The following is a 19,973-nucleotide window of genomic DNA, read 5'->3' as shown; positions in this document are numbered from 1 at the left end:
CCATTTCGTCTACACGACCCAGGCTTCAGCGCCGGAACCACAGCACCGAAAGCACGCTCGCCGCCACCAGCAGCAGCACCGCGGCCCCGGCAAACAGCGCGCCGATCTCGGTCTCCCTGCGCTCCAGCGCAAACCGCGTGCTGAGCTGGCGATAGACCTGGCTCAGGTCCGCCTCGGAGCCCGCGTGGAAGTATTCGCCGCCGGTGAGCTTTGCCACCGCCCGCAAGGCCGGTTCGTCCAGCTGCATGTAGTAAGACATGGTCGAACCGCTGGCGGCCCCGCCATCCTGCGAGCCGAAGCCGACCGTATAGACGCGCACGCCGCGCTCGGCGGCCATGCGGGCCGCAATGACCGGATCGGGGCCGGTGGTGCGGCGGCCGTCGCTGAGCAATATCACCGCGCCGTGCCGATAGGAGCCGGGCTCCGCCGCAGGCCGGTCGTCGCGCCTGGCGCGCTTTTCGCGATTGCGCGCGGCCTCGGCGGCCGCCGATTCGTCCAGCGATCGGCCCTGGTTCTCCATCAGCTCCGATGCGCTGCCGAACAACACGGACTCCAGATCGATGCCATCGTCCGGGAACAGCACGGCAAGCGCTTCGATCAGGCCGCTTCCGGTCGCGGTGCCGCGCTGGAGCTGGAAGCGCTCGATCGCCTCGAGCATGTCCTGCCGGTTGTCGGTCGGGCTGAGCACCACCGAGGCCGTCGCCGCGAATGACACGATGCCAAGCCGCACGTTGGCCGGCAGCCCGGTGACCAGATTGGTGGCGGCCTGCTGGGCCGCGCTGAGGCGGGTCGGTGCGACGTCGGTCGCCTCCATGCTGCGCGAGACGTCCATCGCGAGCACCAGCGTGATGGTGTCGGCCGGCAGCGTGATGGTCGCGCTGGGACGCGCGCAGGCGAGCAACGCGGTACCGAGCGACAGCAGGAAGAGCAGGGGAGGGAGGTGGCGCCTAAGCCATTGCCTCGGACCGAGCGCCGCGCGCGGCAGCGCGAGACTGGCGTACAGCAGGGCGGCCTTTCTGCGCCGGGCGAGCACGTAGAAGTAAGCCGCTGCCAGCACGGGAAGCACGAGCAGCAGCCAGAGCATTTGAGGCCAGAGAAACTGCATGCCCTGCTCCTTGGCGCGTGGTTAAGAACGATGGTACTGTAGTTTCCGACGCGTGAACTCGAGGCAGCGATGAAACGGGTGACGATCTACGGAACAGCCTTGGCGGCGATCGCACTCGTCTTCGCCGCGGGCGTCGGCTCCGCCTGGCTGCTGCAGCCGAAACAGCGGGCGCTGACGCAATCCGACATCGATTCCGCCGTGCTCCACACGCTGCACAACAAGGATCTGCCGTCGCGCGCGGCGCGCGCCGCCGAGGCGATCCGCCAGTCGGTGGTCGAGGTCCGCAGCTATCCGGCCGCCGAAGCCCCCGCGGCAAAATCGCGTGCCGACAAGGCCGGGCGCGATCGTCCCGGCAAGCCGCCCGAATCGTCCGCCCCTGCCAAACGCCTGCCCCGTGACGAAACCGCAAAGGGCAAATCGCCAGGAACGCCCGGCACGCCCGGCACCCCGGGTCCCCACGCAGAGAAGGGCGCGCCGGAAGCCTTGCCCGACGGCCGGCACATCGGTACCGGCGTGGTCGTCACCGAGAGCGGCGTGATCCTGACCAACTACCACGTGGTCGCCGGCGCCCGCCGCGTCGAGGTCCGGTTCCACGACGGGCATACGGCCGAGGCGACCGTGCTGCAGGCCGTGCCGGAAAAGGACCTCGCGATCCTGCAGCCCAGATCGATTCCCGACGACCTGCCGCCGGCGACGCTCGGCTCCAGCCGCGAACTGGCGCCGGGCAGCGAAGTGGTCGCGGTCGGCTTTCCGTTCGGCATCGGCCCGTCGGTGACGGCCGGCGTGGTGTCGGGGCTCGACCGCCAGTTCGTATCTCCCGACGAGAAGCAGCAGCTGGACAAGCTGATCCAGTTCGACGCCGCCGCCAATCCAGGCAACTCGGGCGGGCCGCTGGTCAACATGAAGGGCGAGGTGGTCGGCATCGTTACCGCCATCCTCAATCCCAACCAGAGCGGCAATTTCCTCGGCATCGGTTTTGCCATCACGATCGAAAGCGCGGGCGGTTCCGTCGGCGCTTCGCCCTTCTAGCCATCCAGACCTTCCAGATCGGAGCGACAGGCCCATGAACGACCAAGCCCGGGACGCCATCGAGACCGCCAACCTGATGGAACGCCTGCTGTACGAGGTCAAGCGCGTGGTGGTGGGACAGGACCACTTTCTCGAACGGGTGCTGGTGGCGATTCTTGCCGGCGGCCATCTGCTGGTGGAGGGCGTGCCCGGGCTGGCGAAGACGCTGACCGTCAACACGCTGGCCAGAACCATGCGCGGAACGTTCAAGCGGATCCAGTTCACCCCGGACTTGCTGCCCGCCGATCTGGTCGGCACGCGGATGTATCACCAGGGCACCGGCGAGTTCTCCACGGTGCGCGGGCCGGTCTTCGCCAACCTGCTGCTGGCCGACGAGATCAACCGCGCGCCGGCCAAGGTCCAGAGCGCCCTGCTCGAGGTGATGCAGGAAAAGCAGGTAACGATCGCCGGCGAGACCCACCGGGTGCCGATGCCCTTCCTGGTCATGGCTACGCAGAACCCGATCGAGACCGAGGGCACCTATCCGCTGCCGGAGGCGCAGGTCGACCGCTTCATGATGAAGGTGCTGGTCGGCTATCCGAGCGAGGACGAGGAGGTCGTGATCGTCAATCGCGTCACCGGTCCGCGGATCGACGTAAGCCCGGTCGCCACGCCGGAGCAGCTGGCCGAGCTGCAGCAGGAATGCCGCAACGTCTATGTCGATCCGGGACTGATCCAGTACGCGGTGCGCGTGGTGTCGGCCACGCGCCGGCCGGCCAGCTACGGGCTCGACGATCTGGACCGCTACGTGACCTTCGGTGCCAGTCCGCGCGCGACCATCGGCCTGATCGAAGGCGCGCGTGCGCTGGCGCTGCTGCGCGGCCGGCACTATGCGGTGCCGGAAGACGTCATCGACCTGGTGCCGGACGTGTTGCGCCACCGGCTGTCGCTGTCCTACGAGGCCATGTCCGACGGCGTCACCGCCGATGCGTTGATCGGCCGCATCGTGCAGGCGATGCCGGTGCCCGAGCGTCCGCTGGAATCCCATGTTCGGGCGGCTGCGCGCTAGGCGCCGGTCCGGCCCGGACCCCGCCTCCGACAAGGCCACCACGCGGGGCGCGCCGCGCGGGGTCGCCGCCAGCCGTACCGACGCCTTGCTGCGCCGGATGGAGTGGACCGTCGTGCGGCGCCTCGACGGCATGCTGCAGGGCGACTACCGGACGCTGTTTCGCGGCTTCGGACTGGACCTGGCCGACCTGCGCGAGTACCAGGCCGGCGACGACGTCCGCCACATCGACTGGAACGTGACCGCGCGGCTGCAGACGCCGCATGTGCGCATGTTCCAGGAGGATCGCGAGATCGCGGTCTGGTTTCTGCTCGATCTGAGCGGCTCCGTCGAGTTCGGCTCGGGCGAGGTCCGCAAGCGCGATCTGCTGAGCGACTTCACCACCGTGATGGCGCTGCTGCTGACGCGCTATGGCAACCGCGTCGGCGCCGTGCTCTACAACGGCGCGGCCGACATGACGGCGTCGGTGGTGCCGGCGCGCGCCGGTCGCCGGCAGCTGCTGCATCTGCTCGACCGCATGCATGCGACGCCCGCCGCCTCGCCCGGCCACACCCGGCTGCGCGGCCTGCTCGACCATGCGCGGGCGGTGGCCCGGCGCCGTTCGGTTCTGTTCGTCGTCTCGGATTTCATCAGCGACCCGGGCTGGCAGGCTTCGCTGGCGACGCTGGCCAGGCGTCATGAGGTCATTGCGGTGCGGCTGGTCGATCCACTGGAGCAAGCCTTGCCCGACCTGGGTTTGCTGGTGCTGCAGGACGCCGAGACCGGCGAGCAGATGTTCGTCGATACGCATGATCCGGCCTTTCGCAAGCGCTTCCTGGCGGCCGCGCAGGCGCGCGAGGAAGAACTGCGGCTGGGGTTCGCACGCGCCGGCGTCGATTGCCTGACGCTGTCGACCGACGCGCGCCTGGACCTGGCGCTGCTGGATTTTTCGCGGCAGCGCCGTCACCGGCAGGGCACGGCGAAGGGCACGGCGAAGGGGACGGTGAAGGGTGCATCGAAGGCGGCAGTGAAGCAGGGGGCCGCATGGACGGCGTAAGCGACGCGATCAGCCGGCTGCCCGCCATCAGCTTCCTGTGGCCCAGGATGCTGTGGTTGCTCGCGCTGATTCCATTGCTGGCCCTGGCCTACCTGTGGCTGGACGCGCGCCGGCGGCGAACGGCGGCCCACTATCCGGCGCTGAAGACGGTCGGCTTCGCCAACCGCAGTGTCGCGGGCTGGCGCCGGCACGTGTCCCCGGTGCTGATCCTGCTTGCGCTGACGGCATTGATCGTTGCGATCTCCCGCCCGCATGCGCTGATGGTGCTGCCGTCCCGCATCGAGACTGTGATGCTGATCATCGACCTGTCGGGCAGCATGCGCGCGAAGGACGTTCAGCCGAACCGGCTGCGCGCCGCTCAGCACGCCGCCAAAGGGCTGCTGGAGGCCAAGCCTGCGGGCGTCAGCGTTGGCCTTGTCGCGATGGCGGGGACATCGGCCGTCGCCCAGGCGCCGAGCCGCAGGAAGCAGGACGTGGCCACGGCGATCGACCGCCTGCAGCCGCAGGGCGGCACCGCGCTGGGCAACGGGCTGCTGATCGCGCTGACGGCGCTGCGCCCGCAGGCGACCGAGGATGCCGCGCGCCTGATGGAGGGCGACGCCTCGCCGCTGAAAAAGGGCGGACCACCGGGCAGCCCGTTCGGCGCGCCGGGTCCGGCGCAGGGGGCAGCGAATTCCGCCGACCCCGAGGCCCCCGCTGGTCCGGGGACCTATGCGGCCGGTGCGATCGTCGTGTTCTCCGATGGGGAAAGCAACGCCGGCCCGACCGCGGTGCAGGCCGCCGAACTGGCGGCCACCTACGGCGTGCGCGTCTTTACCGTGGGCGTGGGCACGACCCAGGGCGTCGTACTGTCCGCCGACGGCTGGTCGGCACGCGTCAAGCTGGACGAGGCGGTACTGAAGGAGGTCGCCAATATCACCGGGGCCGAATACTTCCGGCTCGAGGATGCCGCCAGGCTGAAGCAGGTCTATCGCGCGATCAACGCGAAGCTGACGCTCGGCAAGACCGAGCAGGCGGAAATCACCGCGCTGTTCGCCGCGCTCGGCGCGGTGCTGGCCGCCGGGGCGGCGCTGCTGTCGCTGTGGTGGTTCGGGCGCGTGATGTAGCGGCGCGGCTGCGCCATCGGCGCACCTTCAGCGCCCCTTGAAGATCGGATGCCGGGCGCAGGCCGACAGCACGATGCGCTCGGACTGCACCAGATAGTCGTTCAGCGCCGTCGCGCACTCGGCAAGCTTGCCCGACTCGAACAGCTGCAGGATCTGCTGGTTCATCTCGACGTAAGGGCCGTGCAGGAATTCCGGATCCTGCAGCATGCCGAATGCCAGCCGCAGCTCCGCCAGCAGGTGGGAGAACATCACGTTCAGCCGTTCGCTGTCGGCCAGTTCCACGATGGCCATGTGGAACTCCATGTTGGCGGTGCCTGCCCCCTGCCAGTCGCCGCGGTCGCGGCATTGCAACCCCGTTTCGACCGCTTGCCGCATGTGCTTGCGCGCCGGATGGCTGGGGTAGGCCTGCGCGATTGCCTGGCATTCGATCAGGCGGCGAACCCGGTAGATGTCGATGATCGCCGCGATGCTCGGAATGGCCACCGCGACGCCGCGGTTCGGCTCGTGCTTGAGCAGGCCTTCCTTGGTCAGCACGCGGAACGTCTCGCGCAGCGTGTTGCGGGAGATCTGCAGGCTTTCGCTCAGCGCGGCCTCGGAAAGCCGCTGCCCCGGCGCGAAGTCGCCATGCAGGATGCGCTGGCGAATCTGCTCGGTGACCCGGTCGGCCAGGTTTTTTACGTCGGAACTGGTTGTCATGTTGGCTGCAAGGGACCGGTCGTCCGGCTGGGGAATCGGGAGGCGCGGCGGGCGCGCCCGCACCCCGCCGCACGCGTGCCCGGATTTCGCGCGATGTTACCCCACCTTTGTTCAACAAAATGCCCCTGATTGGTGCTGCGCCGCTGGCCTGGGTGCGGCTAGGTGTATACCAGAATCGATCCTGTCGGATGATTGTTGAACAATATAGCCACGGTGGTTGAGTAATACGTGCATATATATCAACATGGCACGTGCCTTGCTAAACAGCGCTGCGGTGGAGGGGCGGCTGTTTCGATGGTCCGCTCACTGCCTCGACGCCGTCGCAGCAGGGTCGTGAAGACAGCGCGACGAGCATCCCACGTTTCGCCGTTATCCCAAGTGAGCGCAACCATGTGGCTTAAAGAAACAACGCAGGCAGAGCGCAAGACGCTCTTTGCCGCCTTCGTCGGCTATGGGGTCGATGCCTTCGACTACATGATCTACACGTTCATGATCCCCACCTTCATCCTGGTGTGGGGCATGACCAAGGCCGAGGCCGGCTATATCGCGACCGGCGCGCTGATCAGTTCGGCGATCGGCGGCTGGCTGGCCGGCATCCTGGCCGACAGGTACGGCCGCGTGCGCGTGCTGCAGCTGACCGTGCTGTGGTTCAGCTTCTTCACCTTCCTCAGCGGCTTCACCCAGTCGTCCGAGCAGCTGTTCGTGACGCGGATGCTGCAGGGCCTGGGCTTTGGCGGCGAATGGTCGGTCGGCTCGGTGCTGATCGCCGAGATGATCCGCGCCCGCCATCGCGGCAAGGCCGTCGGCCTGGTGCAGAGCAGCTGGGCCGTCGGCTGGGGCCTGTCGGCCATCGCCTTCTGGGCGGTCTACGCGGTCTTCGAGCAGCAATACGCCTGGCGCGTGCTGTTCTGGATCGGCGTGCTGCCGGCGGTCTTCATCCTCTATATCCGCCGCAATATCAGCGAGCCCGAGGTGTATCGCGAGACCAAGGCGAAGCTCGCCGCCACCGGGCAGAGCAACAACTTCATGCTGATCTTCAAGCCGGGCGTGCTGCGCGTGACCGTGCTGGCGAGCCTGCTGGCCACCGGCATGCAGGGCGCCTACTACTCGGTGACGACCTGGCTGCCGACTTACCTGAAGATGGAGCGCAACCTGTCGGTGCTGAACACCAGCGGCTACCTGATGGTGCTGATCGCCGGCTCCTTCGCCGGTTACCTGACCAGCGCCTGGCTGTCCGACCACCTGGGCCGCCGCCGGTGCTTCATGCTGTTCGCGGTCAGCGCGGCCATCCTGGTGATCTGCTACACGCAGTTGCCGATTACCGATGCGGCGATGCTGGTGCTGGGCTTTCCGCTGGGCTTCTTCCTGTCGGGCATCTTCTCCGGCATGGGTGCTTACCTGACGGAGCTCTATCCGAGCCATATCCGCGGTTCCGGACAAGGCTTCTGCTACAACTTCGGGCGTGCGGTCGGCTCCGTGTTCCCGGCGCTGATCGGACATATGGGGGCCACGATGTCGCTCGGTGTCGCGATCGGCTATCTCGCGGCCGGCGCCTATGGACTGGTCGTGCTCGCCTGCCTGCTGCTGCCCGAGACCCAAGGGCGCGAACTGGTCGGCGAAGCCGAGCCCGCGCATTGAGGTCCGACGCCATGCAAATCGATCTGAACAGCGATCTCGGCGAGAGCTTCGGCGCCTGGCGCATGGGCAGCGATGCGGCGATGCTCGACATCGTCAGCAGCGCCAACGTGGCCTGCGGCTTCCACGCTGGCGATCCGGCCGGCATCCTGCGCACGCTGAAGGCCGCCGCGGCGCGCGGTGTCGCGGTGGGCGCGCATGTCTCGTATCCCGACCTGCAGGGCTTCGGCCGCCGCAACATGGACGTGGCCAGCGAGGACCTGATTGCTGACGTCATCTATCAGATCGGCGCGCTGGCCGGCATGGCGGCGACGGTCGGCACGACGGTGCGCTACGTCAAGCCGCATGGCGCGCTGTACAACACCATCGCCAGCGACGAGCGCCAGGCGCGCGACGTGATCGCAGCCATCCGCGCGGTCGACCCCGAACTGGTGCTGGTCGCGCTGGCCGGCTCGCCGCTGGTGGGCTGGGCGCGCGATGCCGGCCTGCGCGTCGTCGCGGAGGCCTTCGCCGATCGCGCCTATACGCCGCAGGGCACGTTGGTCTCCCGCCGGGAACCGGGCGCGGTGCTGCACGATGCCGGCGAGGTCGCACAGCGGATGTTGCGCCTGGTGCGGGAAGGCACGGTGGTCGCCATCGAGGGCAGCGTGGCGCGGGTCGAGGCGCAATCGATCTGCGTGCATGGCGACAGCGAGGGCGCGCTGGAGATGGCACGCGCCGTGCGCGAGGCGCTGGAACGCGATGGCGTGAAGGTGTCCGCGTTCGCCTGAGCGCGGATCGCATCCGGAGATCATCTTGCGTTTCCTGCCCGTTTCCACGAATGCGCTGCTGGTCGAGCTGGCCGACCTGGAGCAGACGCTGGCGCTGCTGGCCTCGCTGCAGCGCGATCCGTTGACCGGCGTGGCCGAGCTGGTGCCGGCCGCGCGCACGATTCTCGTGCACTACCGCCCCTGGGCCACCAACGCCGCCGCGCTGGTCCGCGCGATCGCCGCGCGCGACCTGTCGCGGCGCGTCGCGCGCAGCCGTACGCTGATCGAGATCCCGGTCCGCTATGACGGCGAGGACCTGGCCGAGGTCGCGCAGCGGCTTGGCATTACCACCGACGAGGTCGTGCGCCGCCATACCGGCAGCGAATACACGGTCGCGTTCACCGGCTTCGCGCCGGGCTTCGCCTACCTGAGCGGCGGCCATCCTTCGCTGGACGTGCCGCGCCGCCATACGCCGCGCACGCGGATTCCGGCCGGGGCCGTGGGTCTGGCCGGGACCTTCAGCGGCGTCTACCCGAAGGCCAGTCCCGGCGGCTGGCAGATCATCGGCACCACGCCGGTGGCGATGTGGAATCTTGATCGAGAGCCGCCCGCGCTGCTGCAGCCCGGATATCGGGTGCGCTTTGTCGATATCGCGACGCTGGACGATGCCGCGCAGAGCCGCATGACGTCCCTGCACGACCCCGCGCCCGCTTCAGGTGCGCAGGGCCCGCAGGGCTTGCAGGGCTCGCAACGCGAATGCGCTCGCGCCGCGGCGCTGAAGGTCAAGGGCACCGGATTGCAGACCGTATTCCAGGACCTCGGCCGCCCCGGCCAGGCCGGGCAGGGCGTGTCGGCCTCGGGCGCATTGGACCAGACCGCACTGAGGATGGCCAACCGTCTGGTCGGCAATCGCAGCGACGTCGCCGGGCTGGAAACCGTCGGCGGCGGTCTGCAGCTGCAGAGCCAGGGCGAGACCGTGCTGGCCGTGACCGGTGCCGATGCGCCGCTGACCGTGCGGGCGGTCGATGGCCGCCAGTGGCGGGTGCCGACGCATCAGGCCGTGGCCCTGGCCGATGGCGACACGTTGAGCGTCGGCCAGCCGGTCGCCGGCGCCCGCTGTTATGTGGCGGTACGTGGTGGCTTTGCCATGGCGCCGGTGCTTGGCAGCTGCGCGACCGACACGTTGGCCGGCATCGGTCCCGCGCCGTTGGCCGTCGGCGATCGGCTGGGTGTCCTGCCCGCGCCGCCGGGCGCCGTGGTCGGCATGCCGGAAGAGCCCGCGGCCGATCTGCCGACGGTCGAACAGGACGTGGTGCTCGACGTCGTGCTGGGCCCGCGCACCGACTGGTTCACCCCCGAGTCCGTCGCGCGGCTGGCCGCGCAGCGTTGGCAGGTCACGCCGCAGTCCAACCGCGTCGGCCTGCGGCTGGCCGGAGAGATGCCGCTGGAACGCGCCATCACCGGCGAACTGCCCAGCGAAGGCACCGCACTGGGCGCGCTGCAGGTGCCGCCCAGCGGGCAGCCGATCCTGTTCCTGGCCGACCATCCGCTGACCGGCGGCTATCCGGTGATCGGCGCCGTGGCGCCTCACCATCTGGACCGTGCCGGTCAGATTCCGGTCGGCGCCTGGCTGCGGTTCAACCCGATCGGCCCGTTCCAGGAACTGCCACCATCTGCCGACTGAGCCGGCGCCTTTTACCGAAACTCGCGATGAAGAAAGTCCTGATTGCCAACCGTGGCGAGATTGCCGTCCGCATCATTCGCGCCTGCGCCGACTACGGTGTCGGCTCGGTGGCGGTGTATGCCAACGCCGATATCGACGCGATGCACGCGCGCCTGGCCGACGAGGCTTACGGCCTCGACGGCGACCGTCCCGCCGATACCTATCTGAACATCGCCAAGCTGCTGGACATCGCGCGCCGCAGCGGCGCCGATGCCGTGCATCCCGGCTACGGCTTCCTGTCGGAAAGCGAGGCCTTCGCGCAGGCCGTCATCGATGCCGGCCTGACCTGGATCGGCCCGTCGCCGGCCACGATCGCGCGGCTCGGCGACAAGGTCGAAGCGCGCAAGATCGCGCTGCGCGTCGGCGCACCGCTGGTCGCCGGCACGCCCGAACCCGTCGCCGACGCCAACGAGGTGCTGGCGTTTGCGGAGCAGCACGGCCTGCCGATCATCATCAAGGCGGCGTTCGGCGGCGGTGGCCGCGGCATGAAGATCGCCTGGCGCATGGACGAGGTCGAGGAACTCTATGCCTCCGCGGTGCGCGAGGCGGTCACCGCCTTCGGCCGCGGCGAGTGTTTCGTCGAGCAGTTCCTCGACAGGCCGCGCCATATCGAGGCGCAGGTCCTCGCCGATCGGCATGGCAATGTGGTGGTGCTCGGCACGCGCGACTGCTCGCTGCAGCGCCGGAACCAGAAGCTGGTTGAGGAGGCTCCCGCGCCGTTCCTCAGCGATGAGCAACGCGAGCGCATCCACGCCGCGGCGCGCGACATCTGCGCGGCCGCGGAATACACCAGCGCCGGTACGGTGGAATTCCTGCTCAGCGCCAGCGGCGCGATCTCGTTCCTCGAGGTCAACACGCGGCTGCAGGTCGAACACCCGGTGACCGAACAGACCACTGGCGTCGACCTGGTGGTCGAGCAATTGCGCGTGGCCGATGGCCTGCCGCTGTCGATCACCGCAACGCCCGCGCCGCTCGGCCATGCGATCGAGTTCCGCATCAATGCCGAGGACGTGGGCCGCGGCTTCCTGCCCACGCCTGGGCCGGTGCGGCGCTTCGACGCGCCGTCCGGCCCGGGCGTGCGCGTCGATTCCGGCGTGCAGGCCGGCTCGGTGGTGCCGGGGACCTTCGATTCGCTGATGGCCAAGCTGATCGTGACCGGTGCCACGCGCGAACAGGCGCTGGCGCGTGCCCGCCGCGCGCTGCGCGAATTCCGCATCGAGGGCGTGGCATCGGTGCTGCCGTTCCATCGCGCCGTGATCGATCATGCCGATTTCGTCGGCAGCGACGGCTTCAACGTCCATACGCGCTGGATCGAGTCGGACTTCGCCGAGCCGCTGGCCGCGGCGGCGCGTGCCGAACCGCAGCAGGACGACGGCCTGCTGCGCACGGCTGTCGAGGTCGACGGCCGCCGCATGGTGCTGGGCTTGCCGGCTCAACTGCTGCGCGGTCTGGCAGACGCGCCGGCCGGCTCCGCTGTCGAAGGTACCGCGGGGGCCGAGGTGTCCGCGAGCAACCCCGCCGAACTGCCATCGCCCATCGCCGGCACGGTGCAGGCGTGGAAGGTCGCGCTCGGCGACGAGGTCAAGGAAGGCGATCTGATCGCCGTGATGGAAGCGATGAAGATGGAGATGCAGGTCCACGCGCATCGAGACGGACGTGTCGCGTGGCAGGCGGGCGCCGGGACGTTCCTGGCCGCGGGCGCGCGGCTGGCCGAGATTGCCTGAGCGGGCTTGCACGGCCCGGCCGCGGTCGCGTCATGCCGCCTTTGCGTCCGTGACCGGCCGCTCGGCGTCCGCATGGAAATGCGGCAGCACGTAGGCGGCAATTTCCTCCATCGCGTCGCGTACCGGCCGCTGGTTGCGCCGGAAATGCAGGCCGACATGGTGGACGCCGGCCTCGCGCATCGCGTGCAGCTCCTCGATCAGGCCATGGCGGCCGACCGCACCGCCAAAGCGGTGCCGCTGCATCGGGGCATCCGGGTCGGCCAGCAGATCCAGATGGATGAAGCTGATGTACGGCTTGTCGCCGGCAACCTCGCGCCATCGCGCGCTGCGGCGGACATGGTCCTGCGGCGTCCCGGGATAGGCCAGCCAGCCGTCCATATGCTGTCCGGCCCAGCTCGGCGTCTGCTGCGCGAGTCCGGCGACCAGCAAGGGCAGCGGACCGGTGGCGCGCGGCAATAACGCGATGCCGTTCGGCAGTCCGGCGGCGCCGTCGCGCAGCAGCGCCACGTGCTCGCGGAAGTGTTCGCCGCGCTGATCGAAGTCGCGGCCGAAGATCGGATATTCCACGGGCCGATCGCCGCTGGCCACGCCGAGCAGCAGCCGGCCGTTGCTCAGCTGGTCGATCGTCGTCGCGGACTTCAGCGTCAGATGCGGGTCTCGCAGCGGCAGCACGATGGCCGCCGTGCCGAGCAGGATGCGCTCGGTGATGCCGGCCAGGTAGCCGAGATAGGAGAAGGCCTCGAAGACCTGCGCGGCGTCGCCGAAGTGCGGATCGTACAGCGGCACGTCGCGCACCCATAGCGCGCGAAAGCCGGCGCGATCCGCCAGTTGGGCCAGCGCGCGGTGCTCCGACAGATCGGGTTCACCCGGCAGACGTCCGTCGCGCTGGCGCGCCACCTGGCCCGCCGGCGACCAGTCGTTGTCCAGGGGCAGCTCCACGCCGATGCTGAAGCCGCCTGCGGTCAGTGTGTGCAATGCCGACATGGCAGATCCTCCAGGCGGGCATGCGGGCCCGCCTTCCATGCTGAGTCGAAGAAGGGCCGCCGGGTCAGGTGGCCGCGCTGACCGTGCTGACCGCGCTGACCGCGTATTTCGGGTAATCGGTATAGCCCGCGGCGCCACCGCCGAAGTAGTGGGCCCGATTGCCCGGGTTGAGCGGCAGGTCGTGGCGCAGGCGGTAGGGCAGGTCGGGATTGCCGATAAAGCTGCGGCCAAACCCGATCAGGTCGGCCCAGCCCCTGGCAAGCGCTTCCTCCGCGCGCGCCTTGTCGTAGTTGCCCGAATAGATCAGCGTGCCGGGATAGACCTCGCGCAGCGCCTCCTTGAACGCGGCAGGCATCACCGGCGCGTCTTCCCAGTCGGCCTCGGCGATGTGGATGTACGCGACGCCGATCTTGCCGAGCGCGTGGGCGGCCGCCAGATAGGTGGCCTCGGGCGTATCGTCGACCGCGCCCTGCAGTGTCGTCAGCGGGGCCAGGCGCACGCCGATGCGGTCCTTGCCGACGACATCGGTGACGGCCTGCGCGACCTCCTTCAGAAAGCGCAGCCGGTTGTGCAGCGAGCCGCCGTATTCGTCGGTGCGCGCGTTGGCCTGCGAATCGATGAACTGATTGATCAGGTAGCCGTTGGCCCCGTGCAGCTCGACGCCGTCGAAGCCAGCGTCCAGCGCGTTTCGCGCAGCTTGCGCGTAGTCGGCAACGATGCCGTGGATCTCGGGGACCGTCAGCGCGCGCGGCGCGCAGTGCTGCACCATCTCGCCGGCGCCGCCGGCCGGCCCCTTGCCTTCCACATCGACGAATACCTTGACCCCTTCGGCCACCAGCGCGGACGACGACACGGGAGCCGCATTGCCGGGCTGCAGCGAGGTGTGCGACACGCGGCCGACGTGCCAGAGCTGGGCGAACATGATGCCGCCGGCGGCGTGCACCGCGTCGGTGACCTTGCGCCAGCCGGCCACCTGTTCCGGCGTGTGGATGCCCGGCGTCCACGCGTAGCCCTGGCCCTGCTGGCTGATCTGCGTGCCTTCGGAAATGATCAGGCCGGCCGAGGCGCGCTGCCGGTAGTACTCGGCCATCAGGTCGGTCGCCACGCCGCCATCGCCGGCGCGCGAACGCGTCATCGGCGGCATCACGATACGGTTTTCGGTGGTCAGCTTGCCAAAGCGGTAGGGCGTAAACAGCATGGGTTCCTCTCGGTTACGGTTGCGGATCGGCGTGGCGGTGGGCCATGCCTATGCCGCGATGAGGCCATTGTGGGCAACGCGTCCGTTCGGAAAAACCCGGTGACCGGCAAATGATTCTTGCGCCGGGGTCAAGGGTCATGCGTGCTTCGGCAAATGCGCGGCGGTATCCTTCGTCCGGGCCGCCGATCAGGCGGCGTCGCATCTGAAGACCTTGAAGACACCGAACAAGACGATGAGGACTGCATGACGGAGTCGAACTCCACCTCCCGGCCACCGGCCATCGGCCTCGCAGGCGCGGCGCGCGACCTGTATCGCGCGCTGTGGCGTCATGCGAGCGGCGTGCGGCTTCATTTGATCGGCGCCACGGCGCTGCTCGCCGCCGCGCAGCTGCTGCGGCTGACGATGCCGTGGCTGGCCGCCCAGGCGATCAACGCGCTGCAGCAGGACAGCCTCGCCACGGCCGGCCGCTGGATTCTTTATCTGATCGGCGTCTATCTGCTTTCGTGGCTGCTGCACGGCCCGGGCCGCGTGCTCGAGCGCAACGTCGGCGTCCGCGTACGCGAGCGGCTGGGCGACCAGCTCTATGCGCGCATCGCCGCCGCGCCGCTGGCCTGGCGCGATGGCCGGCATTCCGGCGAGTTGCAGCACCGCGTGGTGCAGTCCAGCCGCGCGCTGTCGGACTTCGCGCAGAACCAGTTCGTCTACCTGCAGAACGCCTTCAACTTCGTCGGTCCGCTGGTCGCGCTGACGTTGCTCTCGCGCACCAGCGGCCTGATCGCCGTCACCGGCTACGTGGTGATCGCGCTGATCATCCTGCGCTTCGACCGCACGCTGATGCAGCTGGCCCGCGCCGAGAACGATGCCGAGCGCCGCTATGCCGCGGCGTTGCTCGACTTTGTCGGCAACGCCGGTACGGTGATCGGGCTGCGCCTGCAGGCGGCCTCGCGCAAGTTGCTCGGCCGCAGGATGGCGGCCGTGATGGCGCCGCTGCGTCGTGCGGTCATGGTCAACGAAGGCAAGTGGTTCGCCGTGGACCTGCTCGGCATGGGACTGACCTGGATCCTGGTGGTGATGTACGTGCTGCAGGAGCGCTCGCCGGGGCAGGCGGTGGCGCTGGGCACCGTCTTCATGATCTACCAGTACGCGCAGCAGGCCGCCTCGGTCGTCGGTTCGATGGCCGCGAACTTCCAGAGCTTCGCGCGGATGCACACCGACTACGGCAGCGCCGAGCCGATCTGGGACGCCCCCGGCGATCCGGACGCCGTGGTGCCGGCCGTGGTGCCCGATGCGCCGTGGCAGACGCTGGAATTGCGCGGCGCCACCGTGCACTATGCCGACGGTTCCCGCGGTGGACTGCACGGCATCGACCTGGTGCTGCGGCGTGGCGCGCGCGTGGCCCTGATCGGCCCAAGCGGCGGAGGCAAGAGCACGCTGCTGCGGACGCTCGCCGGTCTCTATCAACCGCAGCACGGCGAACTGCGGCGCGACGGCGCGGCAGTCGGCTGGACCGAGCTGCGTACGCTGGCCACGCTGATTCCGCAGGAGGCCGAGGTATTCGAGGCGAGCGTCGAGGAGAATCTGACCTTCGGCCTGCCGGTCGATGCGTCGGCGCTGGGCGGCGCCGTGCATACGGGCGGATTCGACGAGGTATTGCACCGCCTTCCCGATGGCCTCGCCAGCGCCATCAACGAGCGCGGCGGCAACCTGTCCGGCGGTCAGCGGCAGCGGCTGGCGCTCGCCCGCGGCGCGCTCGCGGCGCAGGGAAGCTCGCTGCTGCTGCTTGACGAGCCGACCAGCGCGCTCGACCCGCAGGCCGAGGCTCGCGTGTTCGACCGCATGCACGCCGCCTTTCCGTCGGCCTGCATCGTCGCCTCGGTCCATCGGCCGAGCCTGCTGGCGCGGTTCGATTCCGTCGTCGTAATGGAGGGCGGAAAGGTCGTCGATGCCGGCCCGCGCGACGAGGTGCTGGCCAGGCGGGCGCATTGAATCGATTCAAGCATCCTTCCGGCGCCCGGATGTCCGGGGTTTAGCGATCCCGGTTCGCATGGCGGCGGCCCGCCCGCGCGCCGGACCTTCCGCTGTGCTGCCCCCCAGCGCACCGGCCGCCGCCGCGCGCAGCATGCGCCGGAACGTCGGACACTCCAGGTGGCTCGGCGCCGGGCACACCGCGGCATGCCGCAGCCCGTCGCGCATCGCGGTCAGCCGGCGGATCGTGCGATCCAGCTCGTCCGCCTTGGCGGCGAGCCGTGCGCGGTCGATCCGTGGCCGGCCGTCGCTGGCGAACATCAGCGAAATCTCATCCAGCGAGAACCCGGCGGCACGGCCCAGCGCGATCAGCGCCAGCCGATCCAGCACGGCCGGCTCGAACAGCCGGCGCAATCCGCGCCTGCCGACCGACGCGATCAGTCCCTTTTCCTCATAGAAGCGCAGCGTGGAGGCGGGAACGCCAGATCGTTGCGCGACTTCTGCAATGTCCATGTCGGCAGCCCTTGACTTCAAGTTGACTTGAAGTGCCATGATGGCTCGCATGGACGATCAATGCAACGATCGATGCAACGGTCAATGCAACTGCGAGGAGCCGACGATGGACGGAAAACGGCAGGCTTACGACGAACAGGCTGCACTATGGAACGGTGCGGCCGGACAGGGATGGGTAACGGCGCAGCACGTGCTGGACCGGATGTTCGAGCCGATGGAGGCGCTGCTCGTGCAGGCCGTCCGCGACAGCGGCGGCACCGAGGTGCTGGACGTCGGCTGCGGCACCGGCGCCACCACGCTGGCCGTCGCGCGCGACCTGGGCGAGCGCGGGCGGTGCACCGGCATCGACCTGTCGGAGCCGATGATCGAAGCGGCCCGGCATCGCGCCAAGCGGGAGGGCGCCACGGCGCGCTTCCTCTGCGCGGATGCGCAGCGATACGCGTTCCCGCGGGCGAGCTTCGATACGGTGATCTCGCGGATCGGTGTGATGTTCTTCGACGATCCCGTCGCCGCCTTCGCCAATCTGCGCCGCGCCGCGCGCGACGGTGCCGCGCTGCGCTTCATTGCCTGGCGCGGCGCTGACGAGAACCGATTCATGACGACCGCGGAGAAGGCGGCCGCGCCGTTGCTGCCCGCGCTGCCGGCGCGCGCCTCCGACGGGCCCGGGCAATTCGCGTTTGCCGATGCCGACAAGGTCGGCGGCATCCTGTCGGCCGCCGGATGGGCCGGTATCGGCATCCGTGCGGTCGATCTGGCATGCACCTTTCCCGCGAGCGAACTGCAGCGATACGTAACCAGCGTGGGGCCGCTGGGGCGAGTGTTCGGGACGCTGGATGCCAACGTGCGGGACACCGTCGTCGCGACGGTGCTGCGGGCCTTCGCACCCTACGTCGACGGCGGCGAGGTCCGGCTTACCTCGGCGTGCTGGATGGTCGAGGCGACGGCGGGCGCGCGCGAGGAGCACGGCCATGCATGACAAGCTGCCGCTGCTGGCCGTCGCCATCGGCGCGGGCGCAACGCTGACGATGGACCTTTGGGCCGAGATTCAACGAGTCGGGCTCGGCATGAAGCCGCTGGACTACGGCATGGTTGGCCGTTGGCTGGGCCATATGCCGCGCGGCCGTTTTCGACACGAGGCAATCGGTCAGTCGCCGGCGATTCCGGCCGAACGCTGGATCGGCTGGACTGCGCACTACGTGACCGGCATCCTGTTCGCGGCGGCGCTGCTGGCCATCTGGGGACCGCAGTGGGCCTGCCGTCCGACCCTCGGCCCCGCGCTGATCGTCGGGCTCGCCAGCGTGGTGTTTCCCTTCCTGCTGATGCAGCCCGGCATGGGCGCCGGCATCGCGGCCCGCCGCACGCCCAAGCCCGGCGTCGCCCGCTTGCGCAGCCTCGTCACCCATGCGGTATTCGGCCTTGGCCTGTACGCGTCGGCCCACGTGATGCTGTTGCTCGACGGGCTGCTGCCGGGCATCTGCGGGGGATGACGCCGACCGCGTCCTGACATACGCCAATCAACCGGCCGTCGCGGCCACCCCGGCCCCCTGCAGGAAAGCCCGCTCCGCCAGACCCGCCAGCCCGGCGCGGGCAATCCGCCCGCGCCGCTCCCCGTCGAGCAGGCCGATCAGCACCGATGCCCAGATTTCGGTCAGCGCCTGCGCGGTAATGTCGATCCGAAACACACCTTGCTGCTGGCCGCGCAGAAAGAAGGCGTCCAGCTTGCCCTCCCAGTCGGTCTGCCAATCCGACGAGACGCCGGAAACCACCTCCCGCCAGTAATAGATCAGGAACGCCGCCACCTCGCGTTGCTCGATCATGTTCGCATTCAGGCGCCGCAGTGCGTCAAGGGGAGAGGGGTCGTCCAGTTCGGCGCACTGGACCACGTCGGCCAGCACGCGCACGCCATGGTCGATCAGGCGGGAAATCAGTTCGTCGCGTGTCCGGCAGAACCGGTACAGCGTGGCCTTGCTGATGCCGACGGCTTTGGCCAGGTCCTGCAGCGTGCCGCGCGGCTGGTCGACCAGCGCAAGCGCGAGCGCGGCCAGCAGGCGGCTGTTGTCTTCGTTCGATGCGGGGACGGCGGTCATGACAAGGTGAAATCCATTCTTTGTATCTCAAGAAGCACTTTCTGTGGCGTTTGCGGGGACGCAGCGCGTCGGTCCCGGATTATCCGGCAAAACAGGCAACTCCCATACCATATGAATCTTTATTGATTCATATGATGAATGAGCGTAGCATGCGCTCCTTTGCCGAACACTGAAGAAGGTAGACATGAATCACTTCCCAACGCGGGGATGGCGCACGCTGGCGGTAGCCGCCGCGGTCATCGTCACGGCGGCATGCGGCAATGCGGAACAGGCGGCCGCCCCGGCGGCGCCCTCGGTCGATGTGCTGACGGTGCAGCCGCGGCCGATGGCCGTCAGCAGCGAGCTGCCGGGCCGCATCGAGCCGGTTCGTGTCGCCGAGGTGCGGGCACGGGTAGCCGGCATCGTGCTCAAGCGCAACTTCAAGGAAGGCAGCGACGTCAAGGCCGGCGATCCGCTGTTCCAGATCGATCCGGCCCCGTTGCAGGCGGCGCTGTCGCGCGCCGAAGGCGAGTTGGCGCGTGCCGAGGCGGTACTGGCCGACGCCGACGCGGTGGTGCGCCGCTATGCGCCGCTGGTCGAGATCGAGGCGGTCAGCCGGCAGGATTTCGATGCGGCGCAGGCCACGCTCAAGAGCGCGCGGGCCGCCCGCCGCAGCGCGGCCGCCGAAGTCAAAACCGCGCGGCTCAATCTGGAGTACGCAACGGTACGGGCGCCGATTTCCGGCCGGATCGGCCGCGCGCTGGTCACCGAAGGCGCGCTGGTCGGGCAGGGCGAGGCGACGCCGATGGCGACCATCCAGCAGCTCGACCCGGTCTACGTGGACTTCAAGCAGCCGGTCGCCGATGTGCTGCGCATGCGTGAGGCGCTGGAGCAGGGCCGGCTGCAGCGGGAGCCGGAAGGCGGCGTGCCGATCGTCGTGACCATCGAAGGCACCGACAAGAAGCGCGAAGGGCGGCTGCTGTTCTCGGACATCTCGGTCGAGCGCGGCACCGGACAGGTGTCGCTGCGCGGCCAGTTGCCCAATGCCGACAGCCTGCTGCTGCCGGGCATGTACGTACGCGTGCATGTCACGCACGCGGTCGATCCCGCCGCGATGCTGGTGCCGCAGCGGGCGGTGCGCCGCAGTCCCGACGGCAAGGCCCAGTTGCTGGTCGTCGGCAAGGGCGACGTGGCGGAGACCCGCCAGGTCCGCACCGGCCCGATGCAGGGCGCCGAGTGGCAGATCCTCGAGGGCGTGAAGCCGGGCGACCGCATCGTGGTCGGCGGCGAAGCCAGTCCCGGGCAGAAGGTCACCATCGCCCCCGCGGCGCCAGCCAGGCAGGCCGGGGAAGCCGGACAGTCCGGGCCCTCGAACCCTCCTGCGGCGGAACGAGGCTAG

At 69.2% G+C, this 19,973-nt stretch carries 18 protein-coding genes; 12 read left to right on the top strand and 6 right to left on the bottom strand.

The features are described 5' to 3' along the window. Positions 1–25: 25 nt before the first annotated feature. Positions 26–1,105, bottom strand: coding sequence for a VWA domain-containing protein (locus tag M1D55_RS04830; RefSeq protein ID WP_006576087.1), 1,080 nt, complete (start codon positions 1,103–1,105; stop codon positions 26–28). Positions 1,106–1,174: 69 nt separating this feature from the next. Between M1D55_RS04830 and M1D55_RS04825 the strand changes: the two genes are divergently transcribed. The 4 genes from M1D55_RS04825 to M1D55_RS04810 are packed head-to-tail and all read left to right on the top strand — an operon-like array spanning position 1,175 to position 5,321. Continuing rightward, a complete protein-coding gene (locus M1D55_RS04825; RefSeq protein ID WP_456280260.1) occupies positions 1,175–2,134 on the top strand; it encodes a S1C family serine protease in 960 nt (319 codons plus the stop codon). Between the two features lie 34 nt (positions 2,135–2,168). Further along, entirely contained in the window at positions 2,169–3,182 is a 1,014-nt protein-coding gene (locus M1D55_RS04820; protein ID WP_023264310.1) for an AAA family ATPase, read from the top strand. Further along, complete coding sequence (locus M1D55_RS04815; RefSeq protein ID WP_456280259.1) at positions 3,160–4,215, top strand: DUF58 domain-containing protein; 1,056 nt, start codon at positions 3,160–3,162, stop codon at positions 4,213–4,215. Before M1D55_RS04820 ends, M1D55_RS04815 begins: the two co-directional genes overlap by 23 nt. Then, complete coding sequence (locus tag M1D55_RS04810; protein WP_456280258.1) at positions 4,203–5,321, top strand: vWA domain-containing protein; 1,119 nt, start codon at positions 4,203–4,205, stop codon at positions 5,319–5,321. The genes M1D55_RS04815 and M1D55_RS04810 overlap by 13 nt, the downstream gene beginning before the upstream one ends. A gap of 27 nt (positions 5,322–5,348) precedes the next feature. On the opposite strand, the gene M1D55_RS04805 is transcribed toward M1D55_RS04810, so the two are convergent. Continuing rightward, the gene (locus M1D55_RS04805) at positions 5,349–6,017 is read right to left on the bottom strand and encodes a GntR family transcriptional regulator (protein ID WP_456280257.1); all 669 of its coding nucleotides are present in this window, start codon (positions 6,015–6,017) and stop codon (positions 5,349–5,351) included. Positions 6,018–6,407: 390 nt separating this feature from the next. Between M1D55_RS04805 and M1D55_RS04800 the strand changes: the two genes are divergently transcribed. Genes M1D55_RS04800 through M1D55_RS04785 form a run of 4 tightly spaced genes read left to right on the top strand, consistent with a single transcriptional unit; the run spans position 6,408 to position 11,848 of the window. After that, entirely contained in the window at positions 6,408–7,655 is a 1,248-nt protein-coding gene (locus M1D55_RS04800) for an MFS transporter (protein ID WP_006578163.1), read from the top strand. Between the two features lie 11 nt (positions 7,656–7,666). Then, entirely contained in the window at positions 7,667–8,422 is a 756-nt protein-coding gene (locus M1D55_RS04795) for a LamB/YcsF family protein (RefSeq protein WP_456280256.1), read from the top strand. A gap of 25 nt (positions 8,423–8,447) precedes the next feature. Then, positions 8,448–10,085 carry a 5-oxoprolinase subunit B/C family protein gene (locus tag M1D55_RS04790; RefSeq protein ID WP_456280255.1) on the top strand — a complete coding sequence of 546 codons (1,638 nt, stop codon included), beginning with the start codon at positions 8,448–8,450 and terminating at the stop codon, positions 10,083–10,085. A gap of 26 nt (positions 10,086–10,111) precedes the next feature. Then, positions 10,112–11,848 (top strand): acetyl/propionyl/methylcrotonyl-CoA carboxylase subunit alpha, encoded by a 1,737-nt coding sequence (locus M1D55_RS04785; RefSeq protein ID WP_456280254.1) that lies wholly within the window; start codon positions 10,112–10,114, stop codon positions 11,846–11,848. Between the two features lie 30 nt (positions 11,849–11,878). Here the strand turns inward: M1D55_RS04785 and M1D55_RS04780 are convergent, their stop codons facing one another. Both M1D55_RS04780 and M1D55_RS04775 read right to left on the bottom strand, forming a co-directional pair. Continuing rightward, a complete protein-coding gene (locus M1D55_RS04780) occupies positions 11,879–12,832 on the bottom strand; it encodes a TIGR03571 family LLM class oxidoreductase (protein WP_456280253.1) in 954 nt (317 codons plus the stop codon). Positions 12,833–12,896: 64 nt separating this feature from the next. Further along, complete coding sequence (locus M1D55_RS04775; protein WP_456280252.1) at positions 12,897–14,030, bottom strand: alkene reductase; 1,134 nt, start codon at positions 14,028–14,030, stop codon at positions 12,897–12,899. Positions 14,031–14,273: 243 nt separating this feature from the next. Here M1D55_RS04775 and M1D55_RS04770 point away from each other — a divergent pair, with 243 nt between their 5' ends. Beyond that, positions 14,274–16,016, top strand: coding sequence for an ATP-binding cassette domain-containing protein (locus tag M1D55_RS04770; protein ID WP_064575268.1), 1,743 nt, complete (start codon positions 14,274–14,276; stop codon positions 16,014–16,016). A 6-nt stretch (positions 16,017–16,022) separates the two neighbouring features. Here M1D55_RS04770 and M1D55_RS04765 read toward each other — a convergent pair whose 3' ends face one another. Then, positions 16,023–16,547, bottom strand: coding sequence for a helix-turn-helix domain-containing protein (locus M1D55_RS04765; RefSeq protein ID WP_232205180.1), 525 nt, complete (start codon positions 16,545–16,547; stop codon positions 16,023–16,025). Between the two features lie 67 nt (positions 16,548–16,614). On the opposite strand from M1D55_RS04765, the gene M1D55_RS04760 reads away from it, so the two are divergent. Both M1D55_RS04760 and M1D55_RS04755 read left to right on the top strand, forming a co-directional pair. Beyond that, entirely contained in the window at positions 16,615–17,484 is an 870-nt protein-coding gene (locus M1D55_RS04760) for a class I SAM-dependent methyltransferase (RefSeq protein ID WP_456280251.1), read from the top strand. Then, positions 17,477–17,995, top strand: coding sequence for a DUF2938 domain-containing protein (locus M1D55_RS04755; protein WP_232205182.1), 519 nt, complete (start codon positions 17,477–17,479; stop codon positions 17,993–17,995). The genes M1D55_RS04760 and M1D55_RS04755 overlap by 8 nt, the downstream gene beginning before the upstream one ends. A 27-nt stretch (positions 17,996–18,022) precedes the next feature. Here M1D55_RS04755 and M1D55_RS04750 read toward each other — a convergent pair whose 3' ends face one another. Continuing rightward, the gene (locus M1D55_RS04750) at positions 18,023–18,595 is read right to left on the bottom strand and encodes a TetR/AcrR family transcriptional regulator (RefSeq protein ID WP_006576971.1); all 573 of its coding nucleotides are present in this window, start codon (positions 18,593–18,595) and stop codon (positions 18,023–18,025) included. Positions 18,596–18,779: 184 nt separating this feature from the next. Here M1D55_RS04750 and M1D55_RS04745 point away from each other — a divergent pair, with 184 nt between their 5' ends. Then, positions 18,780–19,973, top strand: a complete 1,194-nt coding sequence (locus tag M1D55_RS04745) for an efflux RND transporter periplasmic adaptor subunit (protein ID WP_456280250.1) — start codon at positions 18,780–18,782, stop codon at positions 19,971–19,973.

This window comes from Cupriavidus sp. JZ107 (genome assembly GCF_053903255.1).
This window is presented reverse-complemented; position numbering and strand designations above follow the sequence as displayed.

Bases quoted from the DNA above. Each gene is read 5' to 3' on its own strand.
- M1D55_RS04805 (WP_456280257.1), bottom strand. From the start codon at position 6,017: ATGACAACCAGTTCCGACGTAAAAAACCTGGCCGACCGGGTCACCGAG.
- M1D55_RS04815 (WP_456280259.1), top strand. From the start codon at position 3,160: ATGTTCGGGCGGCTGCGCGCTAGGCGCCGGTCCGGCCCGGACCCCGCC.
- M1D55_RS04785 (WP_456280254.1), top strand. From the start codon at position 10,112: ATGAAGAAAGTCCTGATTGCCAACCGTGGCGAGATTGCCGTCCGCATC.
- M1D55_RS04830 (WP_006576087.1), bottom strand. From the start codon at position 1,105: ATGCAGTTTCTCTGGCCTCAAATGCTCTGGCTGCTGCTCGTGCTTCCC.
- M1D55_RS04750 (WP_006576971.1), bottom strand. From the start codon at position 18,595: ATGACCGCCGTCCCCGCATCGAACGAAGACAACAGCCGCCTGCTGGCC.
- M1D55_RS04795 (WP_456280256.1), top strand. From the start codon at position 7,667: ATGCAAATCGATCTGAACAGCGATCTCGGCGAGAGCTTCGGCGCCTGG.
- M1D55_RS04810 (WP_456280258.1), top strand. From the start codon at position 4,203: ATGGACGGCGTAAGCGACGCGATCAGCCGGCTGCCCGCCATCAGCTTC.
- M1D55_RS04780 (WP_456280253.1), bottom strand. From the start codon at position 12,832: ATGTCGGCATTGCACACACTGACCGCAGGCGGCTTCAGCATCGGCGTG.
- M1D55_RS04760 (WP_456280251.1), top strand. From the start codon at position 16,615: ATGGACGGAAAACGGCAGGCTTACGACGAACAGGCTGCACTATGGAAC.
- M1D55_RS04775 (WP_456280252.1), bottom strand. From the start codon at position 14,030: ATGCTGTTTACGCCCTACCGCTTTGGCAAGCTGACCACCGAAAACCGT.
- M1D55_RS04800 (WP_006578163.1), top strand. From the start codon at position 6,408: ATGTGGCTTAAAGAAACAACGCAGGCAGAGCGCAAGACGCTCTTTGCC.
- M1D55_RS04825 (WP_456280260.1), top strand. From the start codon at position 1,175: ATGAAACGGGTGACGATCTACGGAACAGCCTTGGCGGCGATCGCACTC.
- M1D55_RS04755 (WP_232205182.1), top strand. From the start codon at position 17,477: ATGCATGACAAGCTGCCGCTGCTGGCCGTCGCCATCGGCGCGGGCGCA.
- M1D55_RS04770 (WP_064575268.1), top strand. From the start codon at position 14,274: ATGACGGAGTCGAACTCCACCTCCCGGCCACCGGCCATCGGCCTCGCA.
- M1D55_RS04820 (WP_023264310.1), top strand. From the start codon at position 2,169: ATGAACGACCAAGCCCGGGACGCCATCGAGACCGCCAACCTGATGGAA.
- M1D55_RS04765 (WP_232205180.1), bottom strand. From the start codon at position 16,547: ATGGCACTTCAAGTCAACTTGAAGTCAAGGGCTGCCGACATGGACATT.
- M1D55_RS04745 (WP_456280250.1), top strand. From the start codon at position 18,780: ATGAATCACTTCCCAACGCGGGGATGGCGCACGCTGGCGGTAGCCGCC.